Annotated in this window: 20 protein-coding genes; 15 read left to right on the top strand and 5 right to left on the bottom strand. The window is 72.6% G+C overall.

Annotated elements, in window-relative coordinates:
- The first annotated feature begins 68 nt into the window (after positions 1-68).
- A complete protein-coding gene (locus C8K30_RS15970; RefSeq protein ID WP_108493872.1) occupies positions 69-2,960 on the top strand; it encodes a molybdopterin-dependent oxidoreductase in 2,892 nt (963 codons plus the stop codon).
- A 43-nt stretch (positions 2,961-3,003) separates the two neighbouring features.
- On the opposite strand, the gene C8K30_RS15965 is transcribed toward C8K30_RS15970, so the two are convergent.
- Complete coding sequence (locus tag C8K30_RS15965) at positions 3,004-4,116, bottom strand: pectin acetylesterase-family hydrolase (RefSeq protein ID WP_199230512.1); 1,113 nt, start codon at positions 4,114-4,116, stop codon at positions 3,004-3,006.
- 147 nt (positions 4,117-4,263) lie between these two features.
- Here C8K30_RS15965 and C8K30_RS15960 point away from each other — a divergent pair, with 147 nt between their 5' ends.
- From C8K30_RS15960 to C8K30_RS15895, 14 genes are all read left to right on the top strand, one after another.
- A complete protein-coding gene (locus C8K30_RS15960; RefSeq protein ID WP_233257205.1) occupies positions 4,264-5,517 on the top strand; it encodes a histidine kinase in 1,254 nt (417 codons plus the stop codon).
- A complete protein-coding gene (locus C8K30_RS15955; protein ID WP_108493870.1) occupies positions 5,514-6,176 on the top strand; it encodes a response regulator transcription factor in 663 nt (220 codons plus the stop codon). Before C8K30_RS15960 ends, C8K30_RS15955 begins: the two co-directional genes overlap by 4 nt.
- Positions 6,177-6,276: 100 nt before the next feature.
- Positions 6,277-7,248 carry a DUF2332 domain-containing protein gene (locus C8K30_RS15950; protein ID WP_108493973.1) on the top strand — a complete coding sequence of 324 codons (972 nt, stop codon included), beginning with the start codon at positions 6,277-6,279 and terminating at the stop codon, positions 7,246-7,248.
- Between the two features lie 194 nt (positions 7,249-7,442).
- A complete protein-coding gene (locus tag C8K30_RS15945) occupies positions 7,443-7,961 on the top strand; it encodes a nucleoside deaminase (protein ID WP_108493869.1) in 519 nt (172 codons plus the stop codon).
- A gap of 194 nt (positions 7,962-8,155) precedes the next feature.
- Positions 8,156-9,202: an ABC transporter substrate-binding protein gene (locus C8K30_RS15940; protein ID WP_108493868.1), complete on the top strand. Its 1,047-nt coding sequence runs from the start codon at positions 8,156-8,158 to the stop codon at positions 9,200-9,202.
- Between the two features lie 74 nt (positions 9,203-9,276).
- Positions 9,277-10,077 carry an ABC transporter ATP-binding protein gene (locus C8K30_RS15935; protein WP_233257215.1) on the top strand — a complete coding sequence of 267 codons (801 nt, stop codon included), beginning with the start codon at positions 9,277-9,279 and terminating at the stop codon, positions 10,075-10,077.
- A complete protein-coding gene (locus tag C8K30_RS15930) occupies positions 10,070-10,852 on the top strand; it encodes an ABC transporter permease (protein ID WP_108493866.1) in 783 nt (260 codons plus the stop codon). Before C8K30_RS15935 ends, C8K30_RS15930 begins: the two co-directional genes overlap by 8 nt.
- The gene (locus tag C8K30_RS15925; RefSeq protein ID WP_108493865.1) at positions 10,849-11,694 is read left to right on the top strand and encodes an ABC transporter permease; all 846 of its coding nucleotides are present in this window, start codon (positions 10,849-10,851) and stop codon (positions 11,692-11,694) included. The genes C8K30_RS15930 and C8K30_RS15925 overlap by 4 nt, the downstream gene beginning before the upstream one ends.
- A gap of 84 nt (positions 11,695-11,778) precedes the next feature.
- Entirely contained in the window at positions 11,779-12,393 is a 615-nt protein-coding gene (locus tag C8K30_RS15920) for an NTP transferase domain-containing protein (protein ID WP_255415723.1), read from the top strand.
- 143 nt (positions 12,394-12,536) lie between these two features.
- Positions 12,537-13,919: a cytochrome ubiquinol oxidase subunit I gene (locus C8K30_RS15915; RefSeq protein ID WP_158281029.1), complete on the top strand. Its 1,383-nt coding sequence runs from the start codon at positions 12,537-12,539 to the stop codon at positions 13,917-13,919.
- Positions 13,916-14,671: a cytochrome d ubiquinol oxidase subunit II gene (locus C8K30_RS15910; protein ID WP_108493863.1), complete on the top strand. Its 756-nt coding sequence runs from the start codon at positions 13,916-13,918 to the stop codon at positions 14,669-14,671. Before C8K30_RS15915 ends, C8K30_RS15910 begins: the two co-directional genes overlap by 4 nt.
- A 73-nt stretch (positions 14,672-14,744) precedes the next feature.
- On the top strand, positions 14,745-15,374 hold the full coding sequence (locus C8K30_RS15905) for a hypothetical protein (protein ID WP_108493862.1): 630 nt from the start codon (positions 14,745-14,747) through the stop codon (positions 15,372-15,374).
- Between the two features lie 63 nt (positions 15,375-15,437).
- On the top strand, positions 15,438-16,184 hold the full coding sequence (gene recO, locus C8K30_RS15900; RefSeq protein WP_108493861.1) for a DNA repair protein RecO: 747 nt from the start codon (positions 15,438-15,440) through the stop codon (positions 16,182-16,184).
- The gene (locus tag C8K30_RS15895; RefSeq protein WP_108493860.1) at positions 16,184-16,984 is read left to right on the top strand and encodes an isoprenyl transferase; all 801 of its coding nucleotides are present in this window, start codon (positions 16,184-16,186) and stop codon (positions 16,982-16,984) included. Before recO ends, C8K30_RS15895 begins: the two co-directional genes overlap by 1 nt.
- A gap of 123 nt (positions 16,985-17,107) precedes the next feature.
- Here the strand turns inward: C8K30_RS15895 and C8K30_RS15890 are convergent, their stop codons facing one another.
- The 4 genes from C8K30_RS15890 to C8K30_RS15875 all read right to left on the bottom strand — a co-directional run bounded on the left by C8K30_RS15890 (position 17,108) and on the right by C8K30_RS15875 (position 21,160).
- Positions 17,108-18,157, bottom strand: a complete 1,050-nt coding sequence (locus tag C8K30_RS15890; RefSeq protein WP_108493859.1) for an iron-siderophore ABC transporter substrate-binding protein — start codon at positions 18,155-18,157, stop codon at positions 17,108-17,110.
- Positions 18,158-18,282: 125 nt separating this feature from the next.
- On the bottom strand, positions 18,283-19,077 hold the full coding sequence (locus C8K30_RS15885) for an ABC transporter ATP-binding protein (protein ID WP_108493858.1): 795 nt from the start codon (positions 19,075-19,077) through the stop codon (positions 18,283-18,285).
- The gene (locus C8K30_RS15880) at positions 19,074-20,114 is read right to left on the bottom strand and encodes an iron chelate uptake ABC transporter family permease subunit (protein ID WP_108493857.1); all 1,041 of its coding nucleotides are present in this window, start codon (positions 20,112-20,114) and stop codon (positions 19,074-19,076) included. Before C8K30_RS15880 ends, C8K30_RS15885 begins: the two co-directional genes overlap by 4 nt.
- Complete coding sequence (locus C8K30_RS15875; RefSeq protein ID WP_233257204.1) at positions 20,114-21,160, bottom strand: iron ABC transporter permease; 1,047 nt, start codon at positions 21,158-21,160, stop codon at positions 20,114-20,116. Before C8K30_RS15875 ends, C8K30_RS15880 begins: the two co-directional genes overlap by 1 nt.
- Between the last annotated feature and the right edge of the window lie 9 nt (positions 21,161-21,169).

Below are 21,169 nucleotides of genomic sequence, written 5' to 3'. Positions count from 1 at the left end.
CCTCCCGACCGACCACCCCCAGAACACGTACGCGCAATCTCTCGGGACCACAGCAAGAGGACGGAAGCATGAGGATCGACGGCGCAGATGTCGCGGCAGAGCCCCGCCCGGGCCAGTGCCTGCGCACCTACCTGCGCGAGCAGGGCGCTACCGCCGTGAAGAAGGGCTGCGACGCGGGCGACTGCGGCGCGTGCACGGTGCTGCTCGACGGCGCACCCGTGCAGTCCTGCCTGATCCCCGCGCACCGGGCCGTCGACGCCGAGGTGGTCACGGCGTCGGGCCTGGGCCGGTTCGGCCCGGGCGGCGACCCCGCCGCGGACGCCGACCACCTGCACCCCGTGCAGCAGGCGTTCGTCGAGGCCGCCGGGTTCCAGTGCGGGTTCTGCACGGCGGGCATGGTCTGCACGGTCGCGGGCACGGGCGCGCTGAGCGCGCTCGCGACGGGCGGGCCCGACGGCGGCGGCGCGGCTTCCCACACGCACGGCGTCGCCGAACCGCACGGCGTCGCCGAACCGCACGGCGTCGCCGAACCGCACGGGACTGCCGATCCGCACGGGACTGCCGATCCGCACGGGACTGCCGATCCGCACGGGACTGCCGATCCGCACGGGACTGCCGATCCGCACGGGACTGCCGAACCGCTCGGCACCGCCGAGCAGCTCAAGGGCAACCTCTGCCGCTGTACCGGGTACCGGTCGATCAGGGACGCCTTGGCCGGACGCGTGAACACCGAGGTCGCGGAGCCGGGGGAGGCGTTCGGGCGCGCCGTCGTCGCGCCGGCCGCGGCACGGGTCGTGAGCGGCCGCGAGGCGTACACCCTGGACGAGCCCGAGCCGCCGGGACTGCTGCACGTAGCCGTCCTCGGCAGCCCGCACCCGCACGCCCGGATCACCCGCATCAACACGACGGCGGCCCGCAGCGCGACCGGCGTGCACCTGGTGCTCACCCACCACGACGTCCCCGGCACGCTCTACTCGACCGCCCGGCACGAGAACCGCCTCGACGACCCCGACGACACCCGCATCCTCGACCCCGTCCTGCGGTTCGTCGGCCAGCGGGTGGCCATAGCCGTCGCCGAGACGCCCCGGCAGGCACGCGAGGCGCTCGCCCTGCTGGAGGTCGAGTACGAGACGCTGCCCGCCGTCTTCGACCCGGAGGCAGCCCGGCAGCCGGGCGCGCCCCTGCTCCACCCCGGCAAGACGCCGGCCGAGCACCGCGTCGCTGAGGCGAGCCGGAACGTCGTCGTGCGCATCCACGAGGAGTACGCCGAGCCGGGACAGGACGGCGTCGAGGCGGCCCTAGCGGCGTCGGCCGCCTCCGTGACCGGCACCTGGACCACCGACCGCGTCAACCACGTGGCGCTGGAGACGCACGGCGCGCGGGCGTGGGTCGAGCCGGGGCCCGACGGCGACCCGGGGAGCGACGTCCTGCACGTGCGCACCTCCACCCAGGTGCCGTTCCTCGTGCGCGACGAGCTGGCCCGGCTCCTGGACCTGCCCACCGGCCGGGTCCGCGTGGTCGCCGGGCGCGTCGGCGGCGGGTTCGGCGGCAAGCAGGAGCTGCTCGTGGAGGACGTCGTCGCGCTCGCGACCCTGCGCACCGGCCGGCCCGTGCAGTGGGAGCTCACCCGCGAGCAGCAGTTCACGACGGTGCCGTGCAGGCACCCGATGCGGGTCACGGTCCGCGCAGGGGCCGACGCGAACGGGAGCCTGACGGCGCTCGCCATCGACGTCCTGGCCGACACCGGCGCCTACGGCAACCACGCGCCCGGCGTCCTGTTCCACGGCGTGCACGAGTCCATGGCCGTCTACCGCGCCCCGAACAAGCGCGTCGACGCCGAGTCCGTCTACACGAACAACGTGCCGTCCGGGGCGTTCCGCGGGTACGGGCTGGGGCAGGTGCAGTTCGCCATCGAGGGCGCGATCGACGAGCTGGCCGCGCGGCTCGGCATCGACCCGGTCGAGATGCGGCGGCGGAACGTGATCCGGCCGGGCGACCCGTTCGTCGTCGGGCAACCCGTGGACGGGGACCTGGAGTACGGGTCCTACGGGCTGGACCAGTGCCTCGACCTGGTCGAGGGGGCGCTGGCCTCGGGGCGCGGCGCCGCCGCCCCGTCGGCGGCGGACGGCTGGGTCGAGGGGCGCGGGGTCGCGCTCGCGATGATCGCGACCATCCCGCCGCGCGGGCACTTCACGCACGCCAAGGTCTCGGTGGCCGACGACGGCGACTTCGTGGTCGACGTCGGGACCGCCGAGTTCGGCAACGGCACCACCACTGTGCACGCGCAGATCGCGGCCACGGAGCTCGGGGTGCCGACCGCGCGGGTGCGGGTGCGGCCCTCGGACACGGCGACCGCCGGGTACGACACGGGCGCGTTCGGGTCGGCCGGCTCGGTCGTGGCGGGCCTCGCGGTCGAGCGGGCGGCGGCGGCGCTGCGGGAGAAGCTGGACGGGGCGGGCCAGGCGGACATCGCCGGCCTCTCCGCCGAGGCGACCCACGACGGCTCGCCGCGCTCGGTCGCGTTCAACGTCCACGGGTTCCGGGTGGCGGTGCACCGCGAGACCGGCGAGGTGCGGATCCTGCAGTCGGTGCACGCCGCCGACGCCGGAGTCGTGATCAACCCGGAGCAGCTGCGGGGGCAGATCGACGGCGGGATCGGGCAGGCGCTCGGCTCGGCGCTGACCGAGCGGATGGTGGTGCGCGACGGCGTCGTCGTGACGCGCACGCTGCGGCACTACCGGGTGCCGCAGCTGGCGGACGTCCCGGTCACGGAGGTGCTGTTCGCCGATACCGTCGACCGCCTCGGGCCCCGCGGCGCGAAGTCGATGAGCGAGGCCCCCTACAACCCGGTGGCCCCGGCACTGGCGAACGCGATAGCGGACGCTACGGGAGCGCGTCCGCGAGACCTGCCGATCCAGCGGGACCGGCTGTGGGAGCTGCTGCGCCCCACCGATTCCTGACCTGCGCGGCCGGCACCGGTGGTCGCCCCGTCGAGGGCCGTGTTCACGGACCGCACTGGTCGCAATGGACGTCAGCGGGCGGTTCGTCAGTGACCAGCTCGTCGAGCCAGTCGACGAACCGGACGCCGTTCACCGTGACGTCATAGAACTTGTCCTCGAAGATCTGGTGGTCGGCCCCGGGTGCGGTGTAGCTGTGCAGCGGCACCCCGGCGGCCTCGATCGCCGCCTCGTTGCCGTCGATCTCGGCAAGGAGGTCCGGCGGGTTCCCGTCCATCCACGGGGTCAGCTCCACCGCCGCGCGCGGGTCGTAGGCGAAGTCGAACCGGGCCAGGGTGAGGTCGGGATCGTGCAGACCGGCCTGGGTCCAGAACCGGGGGACGCCCCAGTCGCGGGCGGTGAGCCCGTCGACCGCCCAGTCGGGCGCGGCGTCATAGGCACCCCACGTCTCGTCGAGGATCTTGGCGTTGAAGTCAGAGTCGTCGGGCCAGGCGCCGGACTGGCCCCCGAGCACCGTGACCTCGGCGTCGGGGAGCCGGTCGGCGGCGAGACCGCCGTAGACGGGGGCAGCGACCGATCCCGCCGTCTTGCCGATCACGACTACCTGTTCGGCGTCGGGATACTGCTCGGCGAGGTAGTCGAGCGCCGCCGTGCCGTTGACAAGGCCGCGGTGCTCGACGGTCAGCTCCGACGAGTACTCGTGGGAGGCGTTGCCCAGGTGCGCATCACCCGTGCAGGAGCTCACGTAGACGAACGAGTAGTCGGCGAACGGGTTGTCCGACCGGGTGGTGTCGAACATTCCGCTCCGGTTCTCCGGTTCCGTGCCCTGGATGCTCCAGTCGTAGCCTGATGACTCGTTCTGGCCGTGGTCGCCGGTGAACGCACAGCCCTTCGCGTCCCAGCAGACGTCGCCGCCGTTCATGAAGAACACGACCTTGTTCGGATCGGCCCGCCGTTCCCAGAAGGCGAACTCGCTGCCGTCAGCGCACTGGCAGTCGCCTGCCGGCTCGACCCGGGTCCACTCCAATGCCGTGTGAGCGCTGATCCAGGGTGCGCTGCAGCCGGCCAGCGTGATGGCCAGAGCAGCCAGCAGGAGCGGAGCCTTCATGACGCGGTGGTGGCGAGGCCGGGGGCCGACACCGCGGGAGCTGTTCGTCATGCGGCACAGGCTGCACGGCGCCGGACCGGCCGCGCACCTGCCGGCGGTCATGGTCCGAACCCTTACTTCCGACGGGTATCGGGCGGCGGCGCCGAGGCCTAAGGTGCTGCTGGTATGAAGACTCACGGGGCGGCCCCATGGAGTGCCTTGCGCAGACCGAGCCTCCAGGACGCCGGCCTCGCCGCCCTGCTGCTGGCCGGCACGTGGGCGGGGAAAGGCGCCGCCGCGGCCCCGGTGATCAGCGGCTCGCTCGCCGAAGTGGCCTGGCTGCGGGAGCCGCCGGCCCGGTGGGCCCTGATCGGGGCCTGCATCGCCGCCGTCGCGGTGCGCCGCAGGTGGCCGATCCCGGCGCTCGCGGTGGCGTCGCTCGCCACCCTGGTGCAGATGGCGCTGGCAGCGGTACCCGTGGCCGCCGACCTGGCCGTTCCGATCATCCTCTACACGATCGCTGCTCAGCGGCGGCGCACGGTGTCGCTCGCAGTGCTCGGTGCCGCCCTGGCCGTCGTGACGGCGTGGTCGGTGTACGTGGCGCTCGACGGCAGGACCGACGGCTGGCTGTACACGGGGCCGTTCGGCGTCGGCGGGCAGATGCGCACACCGGACCCCTCTGCTCCGGCGTTCGGGCCGACGGACTGGGGCGGGATCCTCGTCCTCGGCTCCCTGCTGGTCGTCGCCTGGGCGATCGGGTGGGGCGTCCAGAGCCGCCGCGCCTACCTCGGTGAGCGCGCGGCGAGGGCACGAGACCTGGAGCGCGAGCGCGACCAGCAGGCCGCGCTGGCGGTGGCCGCCGAGCGGGCCAGGATCACCCGCGAGCTGCACGACGTGGTGGCACACGGCCTGGCCGTCATCGTGATGCAGGCGCAGGGCGGCGCCGCGGCGTTCGACAAGCGGCCCACCGACACCCTCGCCGCGCTGGACACCATCGTGGCGACCGGCCGCGCCTCGCTCGCCGACATCCGACACGTGCTGTCCGCGCCGGGGCAGATCGACGGTCCCGCGCGGCCGGTGCCAGGCCTGGCACAGCTGCCCCGCCTCGTCGACCAGGTACGGCAGGCAGGGACCCCGGTCGAGCTGCACATCAACGGGTCGCCGCGGCCGCTGCCCACCAGCGTGGGCGTCTCGTCGTACCGGATCGTTCAGGAGGCGCTTACGAACACCATGAAGCATGCAGGGCCGGGAGCTCGCGCCCAGGTGACGGTGGCTTACGGGAGCGACGAGCTGAGGCTCGAAGCCAGCGACGACGGCGCCGGCGAGTCGACCGTCGGCGGGACCGGCAACGGGCTGAGGGGCATGCGGGAACGCGCTGCGCTGCTGGGCGGCGAGGTAACCGCCGGCCCGCGGCCGGAGGGCGGTTATGTCGTGCGGGCCCGCATCCCCCTCGATCGGGGAGAGACCGCATGATCCGTGTGCTCCTGGTCGACGACCAGGCCCTGCTCCGCGCCGGCCTGCGGATGATCCTCGAGAACGCCGAGGACATCGCCGTCGTCGGGGAGGCCGACGACGGCGCGCCGGCCACCGCCCTGGCGGTCGAGACGACGCCCGACGTCATCCTGATGGACATCCGGATGCCCGAGATCGACGGGCTGGAGGCCACCCGCCGCATCCGCGCTCTGCTTCCGGACGGGCCGCGCATCCTGATCCTCACGACCTTCGACCTCGACGAGTACGTGTACTCAGCGCTGCGGGCCGGTGCCAGCGGATTCCTGCTGAAGGAGACGCTCGCCGCCGATCTGCTGTCCGCGATCCGCGTGGTGGCGAGGGGCGACGCCATCGTCGCGCCACCGATCACCCGGCGGCTGATCGAACGCCACATCGGTGCGTCCGGCGACCCGCTGCCCCGCACCGAGGCCGAGCTCCGCGTCCTGACCGAGCGAGAACGCGAGGTGCTCGAGCTGATCGCCCAAGGCCTGTCCAACGCCGAGATCGCCGGCCGGCTCTTCGTCACGGAGGGGACCGTGAAAGGCCACGTCAGCCACATCCTCACCAAGCTCGGCCTCCGGGACCGAGTGCAGGCAGTGATCTTCTCCTACGAGTGCGGCCTGGTCCGCGCCGGCGCCTGACGATCCATCCTGGCGGGCCGTCGCCAACGAGGTCGGCACTTTCCTGGTGGGTCGGCACCTGGCGCCGGTGCCCGGGGCTGCGGCCGATACCGTGACCGGCATGGACACCGCCGCCGTCTACGCCCAGTTCGCCGGGAGCCAGGCGCTCAACGGGGACTCCCCCACGTACCAGGACTGGGCGCTGGGCGTCGCGGCCGACCCTCAGGTGTGCGCCCTGCTCGACACGCTGCCGGCGCCCAAGCGGCAGCCGAACCTGCTGTTCGCGGCGGCGCGGCTGGCGGGGGCGCCGTCGGGCGGCTGGGCCGGGCTGCGGCCCTGGCTGCTTGCCGCTTGGCCCGACGTCGAGCGGGAGATGCGCGCCCGCGCCACCCAGACCAACGAACCCCGGCGCTGCGCGACGCTCCTGCCGACCCTCGCGACGATCGACGGTCCCATCGCGCTGGTCGAGGTGGGCGCCTCGGCGGGGCTGTGCCTGTACCCCGACCGGTACTCGTACGAGTACGCGTCTCCCGACGGCGGCCGCACCAGGCTCGACCCGGCCGACGGCCCGAGCGAGGTGCTGCTGCCCTGCGCCATCGAGGGCCCGGTTCCCACGAGGATGCCTGACGTCGTGTGGCGCGCCGGCATCGACCTCAACCCGCTGGACGTGCGCGACCCGGGCGACCTCGCCTGGCTGGAGGCGCTCGTCTGGCCCGAGCACACCGACCGCGTGGAGACCCTGCGTGCGGCCGCGCGGGTGGTGGCGGCCGAACCGCCGCGCCTGGTCACGGGCGACCTCTTGGCGGGCCTCGCCGACCTGGTCGCCGCCGCGCCGGCCGAGGCCACCGTCGTGGTGCAGAACTCCGCTGTGCTCTACTACCTCACGCCCCCCGAGCTGGCGGCGTTCACGGCCACGATGGGCGACCTGCGGCGGACGCGCGGCGTCGTCTGGCTCAGCAACGAGGGCTGGACAGTCCTGCCCGACGTCGCCGCGCGGCTCCCCGAGGGCCTCTCGCCCCAGTTCATCCTGGCCCGAGATGGCGAGCCGCTAGCCCTCACCGACCCGCACGGCCGCTCACTGCGACTGCTGTAGAACTCAGGCCCGACGTTGCGATCCGGCCAGCGGGCTCGTGCCGAACGTAGGTGTGGTCGCCTTATGAGCCCTCTTGGAGCGACCAAGCCTACGTTCGACGCCGGCGCCATCGGCGGTCCGGTGGCGAAACGGACGTTTCAACCAGGTGACCTGCTGGGAACGCCGTTGAAACGAGGTGGTGCGAGCATCGGAGGATGACCGGCCATTTCGAGACGTCCGACACACCGCCCGGAGCCTCCGTCAGCCCCGAGGACGACGCCTGGCTCGCCCGCGCCGTCGAGATCGCCTCCCAGAACGTGGCCGACGGCGGTGGCCCCTTCGGGGCGGTCGTCGTGCGCGAGGGTGTCGAGGTGGCGGGCGCCGGAAACCGCGTGACCCGGGACCTCGATCCCACGGCGCACGCCGAGGTGGTGGCGATCCGCGCCGCCTGCCAGGCCCTGAACACGTTCTCGCTGGCCGGGGCCACGCTGTATGCCTCGTGCGAGCCGTGCCCGCTGTGCCTGTCGGCGGCGCTGTGGGCCCGCGTGGACCGCGTCGTGTTCGCCGCGGACCGGCACGACGCCGAACGGGCCGGCTTCGACGACCGCGAGTTCTACGAGCTGCTGGAGCGCGACCGGTCGACGTGGCCGAACCCCGTCGTCGAGCACCGGATCGCGCGCGCCGGTGAGCCCTTCGAGGTCTGGCGCAAGCACACCGCACGTATCCCGTACTGACCCGCACACGCCGCGCCCGGCCGAAAAGCCCGGAATCACGCGGGTGTGGCCGGATAACGATCCGGTTGCGTCCGGTACGTTTTACGGCGGTGTAACCGGCCGACGCGGGGCGTGAAACGGCAGGTCCCTAACGTCCTGCGGGATAGAAACGCGGGTTTCGGCTCACCCCACCCAGCACAACAGGAGAATCACTCATGATGCTTTCCCGTCCTGGGCGCGCTCTGCGCCTGACGGCCGTCGCGGCCGCTGCCTCGCTCGCTCTCGCGGCCTGTGGCTCCGGCGACGACGCCCCTGCTGAGGGGGAGGGCCTCGGCGACCTCACGGTCCAGCTGTCCTGGATCAAGAACGCGGAGTTCGCCGGCGAGTTCATGGCAGACAGCAAGGGCTACTACGCGGACGCCGGCTTCGGTGACGTCACGCTCAACGCGGGCCCCGGCGCGACGGAGAACCTGGTCGCCTCCGGCAAGGCCGACTTCGGCCTGACCAACGCCGTCACCGTGGGCCAGGTCGTCGCGAACGAGGACGCGCCCATCAAGATCGTCGGCACCACGTTCCAGAAGAACCCGTTCACGATCCTGTCCCTCAAGGACGGCGCGAACATCGAGACGATCGACGACCTGAAGGGCAAGAAGATCGGCGTGCAGGACGGCGGCAACGGCCTGCTGTTCTCCGCGCTCCTGGCGGCCAACGGCCTCACCGAGGACGACGTCGAGATCGTGCCGGTGCAGTACGACCCGCAGCCGCTGGTCAACGGTGAGGTCGACGGGTTCCTCGCGTACGTGACCAACGAGTCGATCATCGTCGAGGCGCAGGGCGAGGAGGTCACCAACCTCCTGTTCGCCGACAACGGCCTGCCGTTCGTCGCCGAGTCGATCATCGCCACCGACGAGACCATCGCCGAGCGCCCCGAGGCGGTCAAGGCGTTCCTCGAGGCCGAGATCAAGGGCTGGACCGAGGCCTGCACCGACCTGGAGGAGGGCGCACGCCTGGCCGTCGAGGAGTACGGCGCGGACCAGGACCTCGACCTGGACAAGGAGGTCGAGCAGAACACCGTCCAGTGCGAGGAGCTGGTCAACACCGACGAGACCGCGGAGAACGGCCTCTTCACGATCAGCGACGAGCTCCTCGCGCAGAACATGGAGACGTTCGAGGCGGCCGGCATCGACGCCGCCCAGGAGGACGTCTTCGACCTGTCGCTCCTGGAAGAGCTGCTCGCAGAGAAGCCCGAGCTCAAGGGCTGATCGTGACCGACCAGTCCGTCACGGATGTCACCACCGGCGTCGGCCTCGCCCAGGAGGGCGGGGCCGGCACCGGCCTGCACATCGCGAACCTGTCCAAGACGTTCGGCTCGGGCCGCAAGACGGTGACCGCGCTCGACGACGTCACCCTGCACACCGACCAGGGCAGCTTCCTGTCCCTGCTGGGCCCGAGCGGCTGCGGCAAGTCCACGATCCTGCGGATCCTCGCGGGCCTGGAGGCGGCGACGTCGGGCACCGCGAAGGTGGACGGCAAGGACCCGAAGCAGCTGCGCGCGGGCCACGAGCTCGGGATCGCGTTCCAGGACTCCGCCCTGCTGCCGTGGCGCTCGGTCGAGTCCAACCTGCGGCTCCCGTTCGAGGTCTCGGGCGAGCCCGTGGACCGCGACCTGGTGGCGGAGCTCATCCGGCTCGTGGGCCTGAGCGGCTTCGAGAAGGCAAAGCCGAGCCAGCTCTCCGGCGGCATGCGGCAGCGTGTGTCCATCGCGCGCGCCCTGGTGGTCAAGCCGTCGGTGCTGCTGCTCGACGAGCCGTTCGGCGCGCTGGACGACATGACCCGCCAGCGCCTGAACCTGGAGCTGCTGCGGATCTGGACCGAGAAGCCGGCCACCACCCTGATGGTCACGCACGGCATCTCGGAGGCCATCTTCCTCTCGGACCAGGTGGCGGTCATGAGCCCGCGCCCCGGCCGGATCAAGGAGGTCATCGAGGTGGACCTGCCGCGCCCGCGCCTGCCCGAGATGATGCGCAGCCCGGAGTTCCACGCCCTGCACGACCGGGCCTCCGAGCTCCTGTTCGAGGCGGACGGCGCGGCGGGCGGCGCGGCCGACAGTGCAGAGAGCGCAGCCGGCGATGCCTGACCGCGCCCGCACCTGGCTGGGCGGCGCGGCGGGCCTGGCCGGCCTGGTCGCGCTGTGGTGGCTGCTCGCGGTCACCGTCTTCGACGGCTCGTCCATGCCGACGCCGCCCGGCGTGCTGCGCCAGTATGCCGCCGACGGCTGGGCGTTCTACGCGACCAACTTCGGCGGCACCGTCGTCGAGGCGCTGATCGGGTTCGCGTGGGGCAACGGCCTGGCGCTCGTGCTCGCTGCCCTCGTGCTGCTCACGCCGCGGCTCGAACCCGTGATCTCGCAGATCGCGGTCATCAGCTACTGCGTGCCGACCATCGCGATCCTGCCGATCCTGTACATCGTGCTGGGCCCGCCGGACTCGGGCGAGCCGTCGCCCACGGCGGTGGTGCTGGCGGCCCTGTCGGTCTTCTTCACCACCGTCGTCGGGGCCGTGCTCGGCTTCCGGTCCGCGGACCGCGCGGCGCTCGACGTCGTGCGCGTCTACGGCGGCGGCCGCTGGAAGCAGCTCGTCACGGTGCAGCTCGTGTCCGCGCTGCCGGAGATCGTCAGCGCCCTCAAGATCGCGGCCCCGGCCGCGTTCCTCGGCGCGATCCTCGGTGAGTACATCGGCGGGGTGGACCGCGGCGTCGGGCCCGCGCTCATCGCCGCGGGCCAGGGCCTCATGGTCGAGCGGGCCTGGGGCATCATGTTCGCCTGCGCGCTGGTCGCGGGCATCGGGTACGCCGCGTTCGGCCTGCTGGGCCGGGTAGCGGTGCCGTGGTCGACCGGAGGGGGACGAGGATGAGCGAGCTCTCTGGGATCTCGACGGGTCCGGTGCCGACCGGCCCGACGGGCGGCGGCACCGGCCGCGCCCTGGCGACCGGCCTCGGCCGGGCGGTGGGGACCGCCCTGCTCATGCTGGCGATCCTCACGGTGGTGTGGGTCGTCTCGGTGGCGCTGGTCGACAACACGTTCGTCGCGAAGGGTCCCGCGGAGGTCTACGAGTTCCTCTTCGCCGACGACGACGCCGCGCAGACCCGCGCGCAGATCGTCACCGCGCTCGGCGTCACGCTGGGCGACGCCGCCATCGGGTTCGCTGCAGGCATGCTCGCCGCGACGGTCGCGGCGGCCCTGATCGTACTGTCCAAGCCGGTCGAGACCGCCGTCATGCCGGTCGCGCTGATCCTGCGCGCGGTGCCGCTCATCGCGCTCACGCCGATCATCCGGCTGCTGTTCTCCGACGAGCTGGTCCGGGTCGCCGTGGTCTCCGGGATCGTGGTGCTGTTCCCCGCGCTCGTGAACATCGTGCAGGGGCTGCGCTCGGTGTCCGCGCAGATGTCCGACGTCGTGCACGTGTACGGCGGCGGCCCCCTGGCCCTGCTGGTCAAGGTGGCGTTCCCGTCGGCGCTGCCCGCGCTGTTCGCGTCGGTCCGGATCTCCGTGCCGGGCGCCATCACGGGCGCGCTGCTCGCGGAGTGGCTGATCACCGGTCAGGGGATCGGCAGCATGGTGGTCAACGCCGTGGGCCAGTCGGAGAACAACCTGGTCTGGGCGTGCGTGCTGGTGGTGACGCTCGCGTCGCTCGCGCTGTACCTGGTGGCGCAGATCGTCGAGTCCTTCGTCCTGGCGAGGTACGGCCGCCGCTGACCCGGCACGTCGAGAACGGGGCGAGGTACCTGGCGTGCCCAGGACCTGGCCCCGTTCTCGGCCCCGCCGCGCTATGTTCCTGTCGTGCGCCACGATGAACACGACCCCGTTCTCGACGAGCCCAGCGGCGCGCGCGCCGTCGGGATAGTGCTCGCGGCCGGCGCAGGCACCCGGTTCGGGATGCCCAAGGCGCTGGCCCGGGCCGACGGCGGCGTGCCATGGCTCGAGCTCGCCTGCCGGGCGCTGGTCGACGGCGGGTGCGGCGAGGTCGTCGTCGTGCTCGGTGCGCGGGCCGACGAGGCCGAAGGCCTGGCGCCCGCCGGCGCCACCCCCGTGGTCGCGGCCGAGTGGGAGAGCGGGATCGCGGCATCGCTGCGCACCGGCCTCGCGACCGCCGAGGAGACGGGGGCCGACGTCGCCGTCGTCTCCCTCGTGGACCTGCCCGGCCTGCGGGCCGGCGCCGTCCGCCGGGTCCTGGAGTCGTTCCAGGAGCCGGACGCCGCGCGCCTCGCGCTCGCCCGAGCGACCTACCGCGGCAGGCCCGGACACCCCGTGCTGCTGGGCCGCGCGCACTGGAAGCCGCTGGCCGGCGCGGTGCGTGGGGACGAGGGCGCAGGGCAGTACCTGCGCGCCCACGACGCGCTCGCGGTGGACTGCACGGACCTGGGCGGCGGGGACGACATCGACTACTGGGCCTGACCAGCGGGGGCGCGGGCCGGGCCGAGCGGGCCGGGTCGAGGGTAGGGCCAACCCGACCATCTGGTCGGGGTCATCCCTGACCTTTCCCCGGTCCTGCCCGAAACGTGTCGCCGCGACCGGTTCCGCTACGTAGTCTCGGGAGCGTGGAGGCCACCGAGCTCGCCCGCCTGCAGTTCGCGCTGCTGGCCGCAGTGCACTTCGTCTTTGTGCTGCTCACGCTCGGTCTCGGCCCCGTCGTCGCGATCTTCAACACGCGCTGGGTGCGCGCGAAGGACGACCGAGCGCTCGTCTTCGAGAACGCCACCCGCTTCTGGGGCCAGCTCTACCTGGTGAACTACGCGCTCGGCATCGCTGCAGGCATCGTGCTCGAGCTGCAGTTCGGCCTGCACTTCCCGGGCCTGCTCGACGTCGCGGGCGAGGTCTTCGGGGCCCCGCTGGTCGTGGAGACCCTTGCCGCGTTCTTCCTGGAGTCCACCCTGCTGGGCCTGTGGGTGTTCGGCTGGCACCTGTTCCCGCGCGCGCTGCACGCGGGCATCTTCTGGGCCGTGGTCGTCACCGGGTACGTGTCGGCGTTCGCCGTGATGGTGGCCAACGGGTTCCTGCGCAACCCCATGGGGTACGTCCTGGAGGGGCCGCCCGACGCGCAGGTCGCACGCATCACCGACGCCGGCGCGCTGATCACCAACCCCGCCGCGCTGCTGTCCGGCCTGCACGTCGTGGGGGCGTGCCTCGCAGCGGGCGGCTTCGTGCTGGTCGGCGTGAGCGCCTGGCACCTGGCACAGGGCGGCCTCCCCGGGACGGCCCGCGCCGGATGGGGCGGTCGCCGGCCGGCGGACCACGACGAGGACCTGTGGCGCCGCTCCCTCCGCACCGGGGTGGTGACCGGCTCGCTCGGTGTGCTCCTGGCGATCGGGTTCGGGTACTCGCAGTACGCCTACATCCTGCAGGTGGATGCCGGCATGTTCGCCGACGACGCCGACGGGTCCGTCATGGAGACGCTGTCCCTGACGGCCATGGGCTTCATGGAGATCCTCGCCTACCTGATGTTCCTGGGTGCGCTCCCGCTCCTGCTGCTCCTGATCGGCAACGCGGTCTTCCGCATGCCCCGGAGGCTGCGTGTGCTGGTGTACTGGCTGGCCGTGCTGGCCGTCCCGGTGCCGTTCGGCGTCGCGATCCTGGGCTGGCTGTCGCGTGAGCTCGCCCGGCAGCCCTGGGTCATCCAGGGTGTGGTGCGCGTCGACGACGTGACCTCCGACCAGTCCGGCCAGGTCGTGCTGGTCTCGCTCGTGCTGCTCGTCGGGCTCATGGTGACGCTCGCGATCCTCGACTGGTGGGTGCTGGGCCGGCTCGCCCGCGCCGGCACCAACCGCCTGGTGCTCGGGGCGGAGGCGAGCGACGTCCTGCGCGACGACGGCGCCGGCCCCGACGTGCTGGTCCGCTTCGGTGGGCCGGGCTCGGGTGCCTCGGGTGCCCCGGGCGCGGTCGACGTGCAGGACGACGGGCCCGAGCCGGAGGCGGCCCGATGAACGCCGCGGCCTGGGCAGTGCTCCTGACCGTCCTGCTGGTCGGTTGGGTGGTGCTCGACGGCGCCGTCCAGGGCGCGGGCGCCACGCTGCTGCAGGAGCGTGACCCGGACGGGAAGGACCGACGGCGGGAACCGGCGGAGCGCCGCGTGGTGCTGGCCGCCGTCGGGCCGCTGCTGCTGCCCGGGGAGGTGTGGCTCGTGGCGGCGCTCGGGGTGCTGGTCGGCGTGTTCCCGCACGCCGAGGCGGACCTGCTGACCGCCGGGTACCCCGTGGCGGTCACGCTCATCGGGTCGTGGGCGCTGCGCGACGCCGGGATCTGGTTGCGCAGCCGCCGTCCCGGGCGCGTCTGGCGAGACGTGTGGGACGTGGTGCTCGTCGTGGCGAGCATCATGCTCGCCGGAAGCTGGGGCGCGCTGCTCGGCGTGGCCTGGGGGAGCGGTCTGGTCGCGCTGGCCCTCGGCATCGTGGCGGTGGTGGTGACGCGTCTGCACGGGCACGCCGTCGTCGCATGGCGCCTGCGCCGTACGGGAGCGCTGCCCGTCGCCGTCACCTCGGTGATGGTCGCCTCACCCGTGGTGGGGACGGCGATCGCCGCGTGGCCGCGGCTCGTCGACGGCGCGGTCTCCGGCGCGACCATGGCCGCGCTCGGGATCGTCGCGATAGTGGTGCTGCCGCTGGTCCTCGTGCTGCAGGCCGTTGCATGGTGGCTCGTGTCCCGGCCGCTCGGCCGGCGGGACACGCTCTTCTTCTGACGTCGTAACTTAGATCTCGAAACGGACAAACTGCGCCAGCGCACGACGAGATGCCGGTAAAGTCCTACCCACCATGACCATGAAGAACCGCATCGTCTGCGCGCTCCTCGGCGCGCTGGCGTTCGCCACCGCCACCCTGCTCCTGCCGTGGGTCCCGGATGCGCTCGTGGGGCTGCTCGGGACCGGCGGCGTGGTGCTGTTCCTGGCCGCCCTCGTGCTGCCGACGAACACCCGGCAGCCGCCCGTGCACAGCCTGACGATCCTCGACAAGGGCTACCTGACACCCGCGGAGATCCACCAGATCCTCGGCATCTGGCTGCCGACGGGCAGCTCGGCCCTCGATGCCAGGGACGCGCAGTGGACGGTCGCCCGGCACGTCGCCAAGTGGCGCGCGGACCACGTGGTCAACGTCCTGGACTACCACGGCGTCGTCGCCGAGCGCCGGATCGAGCTGCTGTCCGTGATGCAGTGGATCGGCGTGCACCTGTTGCCCGCGTTCATCGGCCTGCTGTTCCTGATCCCCACGCTGGCCCTCACCGGGTTCGACAAGATCGGCAACAACTTTCTGCAGACGCTCCTGCTCTTCGCGATCTGGGGCACCGTCGCCCTGATCGTGCGCGGCATCCTCGAGAAGCACGTGATCCACCGGTTCGTGTGGGAGCCGGAGCTGACGCCGGACGGTACGCGGTTCGTCGAGCGCTGAGGTCTCGACCGGCTCGACCCGCGCCTGTGCCGGAGTGTCGGTGACTGGGGGCAGAATGGCTGTGTGCCCCTGTACCGAGACGACGCGATAGTGCTGCGCACCCACAAGCTGGGCGAGGCGGACCGCATCGTCACGTTCCTGACGCGCGAGCACGGCAAGGTGCGCGGGGTGGGCAAGGGCGTGCGGCGCACGTCGTCCCGGTTCGGGGCGCGGCTGGAGCCGTTCATGGCCGTCGACGTGCAGTTCCACACCGGCCGCAGCCCGCGGCCCGGCATGGGGCTCGACACCGTGACGCAGGTCGAGACCATCGGCGCGTACGCGCGCACCATCTGCGAGGACTACGGCCTGTACACGGCGGGCACCGTGATGCTGGAGGCCGCCGACCGGCTGGTCGCGCAGGAGCACGAGCCCTCGGTGCAGCAGTACTGGCTGCTCGCCGGCGGCCTGCGGGCCCTGTCGGAGCGGCACCACGACGCCGGCCTGGTGCTCGACTCGTACCTGCTGCGCGCCCTCGCGGTTGCGGGCTGGGCGCCGTCGTTCGAGGACTGCGCCCGCTGCGGCGAGCCCGGGCCGCACCACTCGTTCAACGTCGCGCAGGGCGGCGCCGTCTGCCCGCGCTGCCGGCCGCCGGGCTCCACCGCGCCCGCGCCAGAGACCTTCGCCCTGCTGTCCTCGCTGCTCGCGGGCGACTGGGTGACCGCCGACGCGTCCGACGCGCGGCACCGCAAGGAGGCGAGCGGCATCGTCGCCGCCTACGGCCAGTACTACCTGGAGAGAACGTTGCGATCGTTGAAGATGGTGGAGCGCTGATGGCCCGGACCGCGACAAGGCAGCTGGTGGAGCCGTTCCCGCACCCGTCCGGTGAGCGTGCTCCCCGGATCCCCAAGGAGTTCTTGCCGCGCCACGTCGCCGTCGTCATGGACGGCAACGGCCGGTGGGCCAACTCCCGGGGCCTGCCCCGGATCGAGGGGCACCGGGCGGGCGAGCACTCGCTGCTCGACGTCGTCGCCGGGGCCGTCGACGTCGGCGTCGAGTACGTCTCGGCGTACGCGTTCAGCACCGAGAACTGGAAGCGCTCGCCCGAGGAGGTGCGCTTCCTGATGAACTTCACGCAGGACGTGATGCGGCGCCAGTGCGACGTCATGGCGTCGTGGGGCGTGCGGATCCGGTGGGCCGGACGCCGTCCGAAGCTGTGGAAGTCCGTGATCGACGTGCTGCTGGAGGCCGAGGAGCGCACCAAGGACAACGACCGCTGCACCCTGACGATGTGCGTCAACTACGGCAGCCGGGCCGAGCTGGCCGACGCCGCTGCGGCCATGGCGCGCGACGTGGCGGCCGGGAACCTGGACCCGAAGCGGATCAGCGAGAAGACCGTGCAGAAGTACCTCTACCTGCCCGACCTGCCCGACGTCGACCTGTTCCTGCGCTCGTCCGGCGAGCAGCGCACGTCGAACTTCATGCTGTGGCAGGCGGCATACGCCGAGATGGTGTTCCTCGACGAGCCGTGGCCCGACGTCGACCGCCGTCACCTCTGGCACGCCGTCGAGGAGTACGCGAAGCGCGACCGCCGCTACGGCGGAGCCCTCGACACTCCGCAGGCCGGGGCGTAGAGCGGCGGTCCGACCAGCGGACCGCCTCGAGGGTGACAGTACGAGTTCGGGGTCGGTTGCTCTGAGTAGATGATGTCTACTCAGAGCAACCGACCCCGAACTCGTAGGCTTGCCCCGCGGGCGTTACTCGCCCAGCGTCGCCGCCAGGGAGTCGATCAGCTTGGGCATGCCCTCGGGGTACTCCACCGAGAGCGCCGTCGGCGGCGAGACCGCGGAGACCGCGATGGTGCCGACCTGCTGCACCACCATTCCGTCCTTGACGGCGGGCAGGGCCTGCAGCTCCTTCTTGTCCGGCAGCGCCTCGGCCTCCTCCTCGGTGTACGTGTAGGCGACGACGAGGTCCGAGTCGAGCTTGTCGAGCTCCTCGTACGACAGCGTGTAGAAGAACTGGCCGTCGTCCGGCGCGAGCTCCTCGACGGCCGGGGCGGTCTCGAAGCCGAGGCCCTCGAGGAACCCGGCGCGCGGGTCACCGGCCCGGTAGACGTAGACGAGGCCCTCGGCCGCCGAGTCGACGATCGCGGCGACGGTCTTGCCCGCGAACTCGGGGTGCGCCTCGGCCTGCTCGGCCAGGTACGCGTTGATCTCCTCGACCTTGGCCTCGCCCGCGGCGCTGCGGCCCAGGGCGTCGTCCGTGGCGGTGATGATCTCGTCCCACGGCGTCTGCCACGGCGTCTCCGGGTAGGCGACGGTCGGGGCGATCTCGCTGAGCAGGTCGTACTGCTCCTGCGTGATGCCCGAGTAGGTGGCGATGATGACGTCGGGGTCGGCGGCCGCGAACTCCTCGTAGGGCACCGTCGCGCCGGCTTCGGCGTCGGTCAGCACGGTCGGGTGCTCCACGCCTGCCTCGTCGTAGGCCTCCTCGACCCACGGCAGCAGGTTGCCCTCGCCGACCGTCCAGGTCTGCTCGGCGACGGCGACCGGGAAGACTCCCGCCGCGATCGCGGCCTCGGTCGAGCCCCAGCCCCAGGTGGCGACGCGCTCGGGCGCCTCGTCGATGGTGGTCTCGCCGAGGGCGTGCTCGATGGTCAGGGGGAACTCGTCGGTCGCGCCGGAGGCTGCGGCCGACGGCGTCGCGTCGTCGGCGGCCGGGGCTTCGGACGCACAGCCCGCGAGGGCGAGGGCGGACGCGGCGACAAGGCCGACGGCCGCCACGAGGGAACGGCGAGGGCGCACGGTATCTCCCGGGGTTGTTCAGTCGAACGACCGGCGGGCGCCGGTCGAGATGAGGTAACCCTAACTGCATTAGGTCACGACGATGTTGCGGAATTGGCCAGGCTATGAGTGAGGTAAAACACTCGTCAGGCGCCCGAGTGGTACCGGCCAACCGGCACCACGAGCGGCGAGCCGGCGACCGGGTCGGGCACCACCTGGGCCTGCAGCCCGAACGCCTCGTCGACCACCTCGCGCGTGAGCACGTCCGACGGCGCCCCCTCGGCGACGATCCGCCCCGCCGACATCACGACCAGGTGGTCGGCGTACCGGGCGGCGAGGTTGAGCTCGTGCAGCACCATCGCGACGGTGGTCCCGCGGTCCCGGTTCAGCTCCGTGAGCAGGTCCAGCAGGTCGAGCTGGTGGCGCACGTCGAGGAACGTCGTCGGCTCGTCGAGCAGCACTATGTCGGTCTGCTGCGCCAGCACCATGGCGATCCACACGCGCTGGCGCTGCCCGCCCGACAGCTCGGCGACGGGCCGGTCAGCGAGCTCCGCGACGCCGGTGGACTCCAAGGCGGTGGTGACCACTGCGTCGTCGTCGGACGAGTGGCGGCCGAACCAGCCCTGGTGCGGGTACCGGCCGCGGCTGACCAGCTCGGCGACCCGCACGCCGTCCGGCGCGATGGACGACTGCGGCAGCATGCCGACCTTGCGGGCCAGCTCCCTGCGGGGCATCTGGGTGATGTCGGCGCCGTCGAGCGTGACGCGGCCGCCGTCGAGCGGGTGCAGGCGGGCGAGCCCGCGCAGCAGCGTGGACTTGCCGCAGGCGTTCGGCCCGACGACGGCGGTGATCTTGCCGTCGGGCAGCGTCAGGTCGAGGCCCTCGATGACGCGCAGGCCGTCGTAGCCCAGGCTGACGCCCTCGGCGCGGAGGTTGGTCATCGGCTCCTCTTCTCGTTCGTGGCGAGCAGCCACAGCAGGTAGGGGGCGCCCACGAGCCCCGTGACGATGCCGACGGGGGCGGCGACGCCGAGCAGCCCGTGCTGCCCGACGACGTCCGCCACCAGGGTCAGGGCCGCGCCGGTCGCGGCGGACGCGGCGAGGGCCGCGCCGCCGTCGTTCACCAGGCGGCGGGCTATGGCCGGGGCGACCAGGGCGACGAACGCGATCGGGCCCGCCGCGCTGGTGGCGAGCGCGACGAGCGCGACGGCGAGCAGCAGCGAGCCGATCCGGGCGGCGTCCACGTGCACGCCCAGGGCGCGCGCGTTGTCGTCGCCGAGCGCGAGCGGCCCCTGGTTCCGGGAGACGACCGCGACCGCCGCGCAGAGCGCGAGCGTCCCGGCGGCGACGAATGCGAGCTGCTCGCCCCGGATGTCGGACACGGAGCCGACGGTCCAGACGAGGACCGCCGCCGCTTCGTTCTCCTCGACGCGGGCCATGGACCAGGCGACCAGGGACGAGCACAGGTACGCGAACCCGACGCCGACCAGCACGAACCGGATCGAGTGCAGGCCCTTGCGCCACGCCAGCAGCCAGATCGCGAGCGCGACGACGCCGGCGCCCGCGAAGGCCAGGCCGGACAGCGCCACGCCGCTCAGCCCGAGGGCGAGCAGGCCGATCACGGCGCCGAGGCTCGCGCCGCTGGAGATGCCGAGGATGTCGGGGGAGGCGAGCGGGTTGCGCAGGGTCGACTGGAACAGGGCGCCCGCCAGGCCGAACGCGGCGCCGACCACGACTGCCGCCTCGATGCGGGGCAGGCGCAGCAGCTGGATGATGAAGACGTCGCCCTTGTCGCCGATGCCCAGGGCGCCGAGGATTGCCTGGCCCGGGGTCAGGCCGGCCGCGCCGACCAGGAGGGCACCGGTTCCGGCGGCGAGCACCACGACGACCATTCCGGTCACGACGAGGACCTGACGGCGGCGCCGGACGGCGCGCAGGCCCGCTATGGCGGTGACGCTGGTCGTGCTGACGGCGGTCATCAGGCCCCCACCACGTTCCTGCTGCGGGCCACGGCGATCAGCACCGGTGCGCCCAGGAGCGCCGCGACGACGCCCGCCTCGAGCTCCGACCGGGGCAGGATGAGCCGCCCCAGGACGTCGGCCGCGAGCAGCATCACCGGGCCGAGGAGCGCGCCGATCGCCATGATCCAGCGGTAGTCCGTGCCCACGAGGCGGCGGGCCGCGTGCGGTACGACGAGCCCGACCAGCGCGATCGGCCCGGCGAGCGACGTAGCGGTGCCCGCCAGCAGCACTATCGCGATCGCCGCGAGGGTGCGCGTGGTGCTGACCCGCTGGCCCAGCGCGCTGGCGACGTCGTCGCCGAGGGCCAGGATGTTGAGCCGGTTCGCGAGGACGGCGGCGAGGATGATGCCGACCACGATGAACGGCCAGAGCCACGCCACGGTGTCCAGGCTGCGGCCCGTCAGGGAGCCGACCGACCAGAACCGGTACAGGTTGAACGCCTGCTGGTCGCGCAGCAGGACCAGGGTGATGAGCGGCGTGATGAGCGCGGTCACGGCGGCACCGACGAGCGCGAGCCGCACGGGCTGGCCGCGGCCCACGGAGAACACGATCGCTGCCGCCGCAGCGGCGCCCACGAAGGCGAACCATACGTAGCCGATGGGTGAGGTGATACCCAGCAGCCAGACCGCGCAGACCACCGCGAGCGACGCGCCCGAGTTCAGGCCCAGCAGGCCGGGGTCGGCAATCGGGTTGCGCGTGACACCCTGGATCAGGGTGCCCGCGATCCCGAGCGCGACCCCGGCCGCCAGGCCCACGATGGTGCGGGGCAGGCGCTGGTCCAGGACCACGTCGTGGTCCATGAACCCGGCGACCGGCGCCGTCAGGGCCCGCCAGACCTCGGCGGGGGCGATGTCGCGGACGCCGAGCGCGAGGCTCGCGAGGACGACGAGCAGGAGGGCGGCGAGCGCCGTGACCAACGCGAGCGTCCGACGCCGGGCGCGGCGACCTACGGCTTCCGCACCCTCACGGCGTCCCGCGGGCGCAGCCGCAGGTGAGGTAAGCATTGCCTAAGT

This window comes from Promicromonospora sp. AC04 (assembly GCF_003058225.1).
In the GTDB taxonomy this organism is placed as follows: Bacteria; Actinomycetota; Actinomycetes; order Actinomycetales; family Cellulomonadaceae; genus Promicromonospora.
This window is presented reverse-complemented; position numbering and strand designations above follow the sequence as displayed.

What these genes read in the sequence shown, in the direction of transcription:
- C8K30_RS15970 (WP_108493872.1), top strand. Translation starts at nt 69, where the DNA reads ATGAGGATCGACGGCGCAGATGTCGCGGCAGAGCCCCGCCCGGGCCAG.
- C8K30_RS15965 (WP_199230512.1), bottom strand. Translation starts at nt 4,116, where the DNA reads ATGACGAACAGCTCCCGCGGTGTCGGCCCCCGGCCTCGCCACCACCGC.
- C8K30_RS15955 (WP_108493870.1), top strand. Translation starts at nt 5,514, where the DNA reads ATGATCCGTGTGCTCCTGGTCGACGACCAGGCCCTGCTCCGCGCCGGC.
- C8K30_RS15950 (WP_108493973.1), top strand. Translation starts at nt 6,277, where the DNA reads ATGGACACCGCCGCCGTCTACGCCCAGTTCGCCGGGAGCCAGGCGCTC.
- C8K30_RS15945 (WP_108493869.1), top strand. Translation starts at nt 7,443, where the DNA reads ATGACCGGCCATTTCGAGACGTCCGACACACCGCCCGGAGCCTCCGTC.
- C8K30_RS15940 (WP_108493868.1), top strand. Translation starts at nt 8,156, where the DNA reads ATGATGCTTTCCCGTCCTGGGCGCGCTCTGCGCCTGACGGCCGTCGCG.
- C8K30_RS15930 (WP_108493866.1), top strand. Translation starts at nt 10,070, where the DNA reads ATGCCTGACCGCGCCCGCACCTGGCTGGGCGGCGCGGCGGGCCTGGCC.
- C8K30_RS15925 (WP_108493865.1), top strand. Translation starts at nt 10,849, where the DNA reads ATGAGCGAGCTCTCTGGGATCTCGACGGGTCCGGTGCCGACCGGCCCG.
- C8K30_RS15910 (WP_108493863.1), top strand. Translation starts at nt 13,916, where the DNA reads ATGAACGCCGCGGCCTGGGCAGTGCTCCTGACCGTCCTGCTGGTCGGT.
- C8K30_RS15905 (WP_108493862.1), top strand. Translation starts at nt 14,745, where the DNA reads ATGACCATGAAGAACCGCATCGTCTGCGCGCTCCTCGGCGCGCTGGCG.
- C8K30_RS15895 (WP_108493860.1), top strand. Translation starts at nt 16,184, where the DNA reads ATGGCCCGGACCGCGACAAGGCAGCTGGTGGAGCCGTTCCCGCACCCG.
- C8K30_RS15885 (WP_108493858.1), bottom strand. Translation starts at nt 19,077, where the DNA reads ATGACCAACCTCCGCGCCGAGGGCGTCAGCCTGGGCTACGACGGCCTG.
- C8K30_RS15880 (WP_108493857.1), bottom strand. Translation starts at nt 20,114, where the DNA reads ATGACCGCCGTCAGCACGACCAGCGTCACCGCCATAGCGGGCCTGCGC.
- C8K30_RS15875 (WP_233257204.1), bottom strand. Translation starts at nt 21,160, where the DNA reads ATGCTTACCTCACCTGCGGCTGCGCCCGCGGGACGCCGTGAGGGTGCG.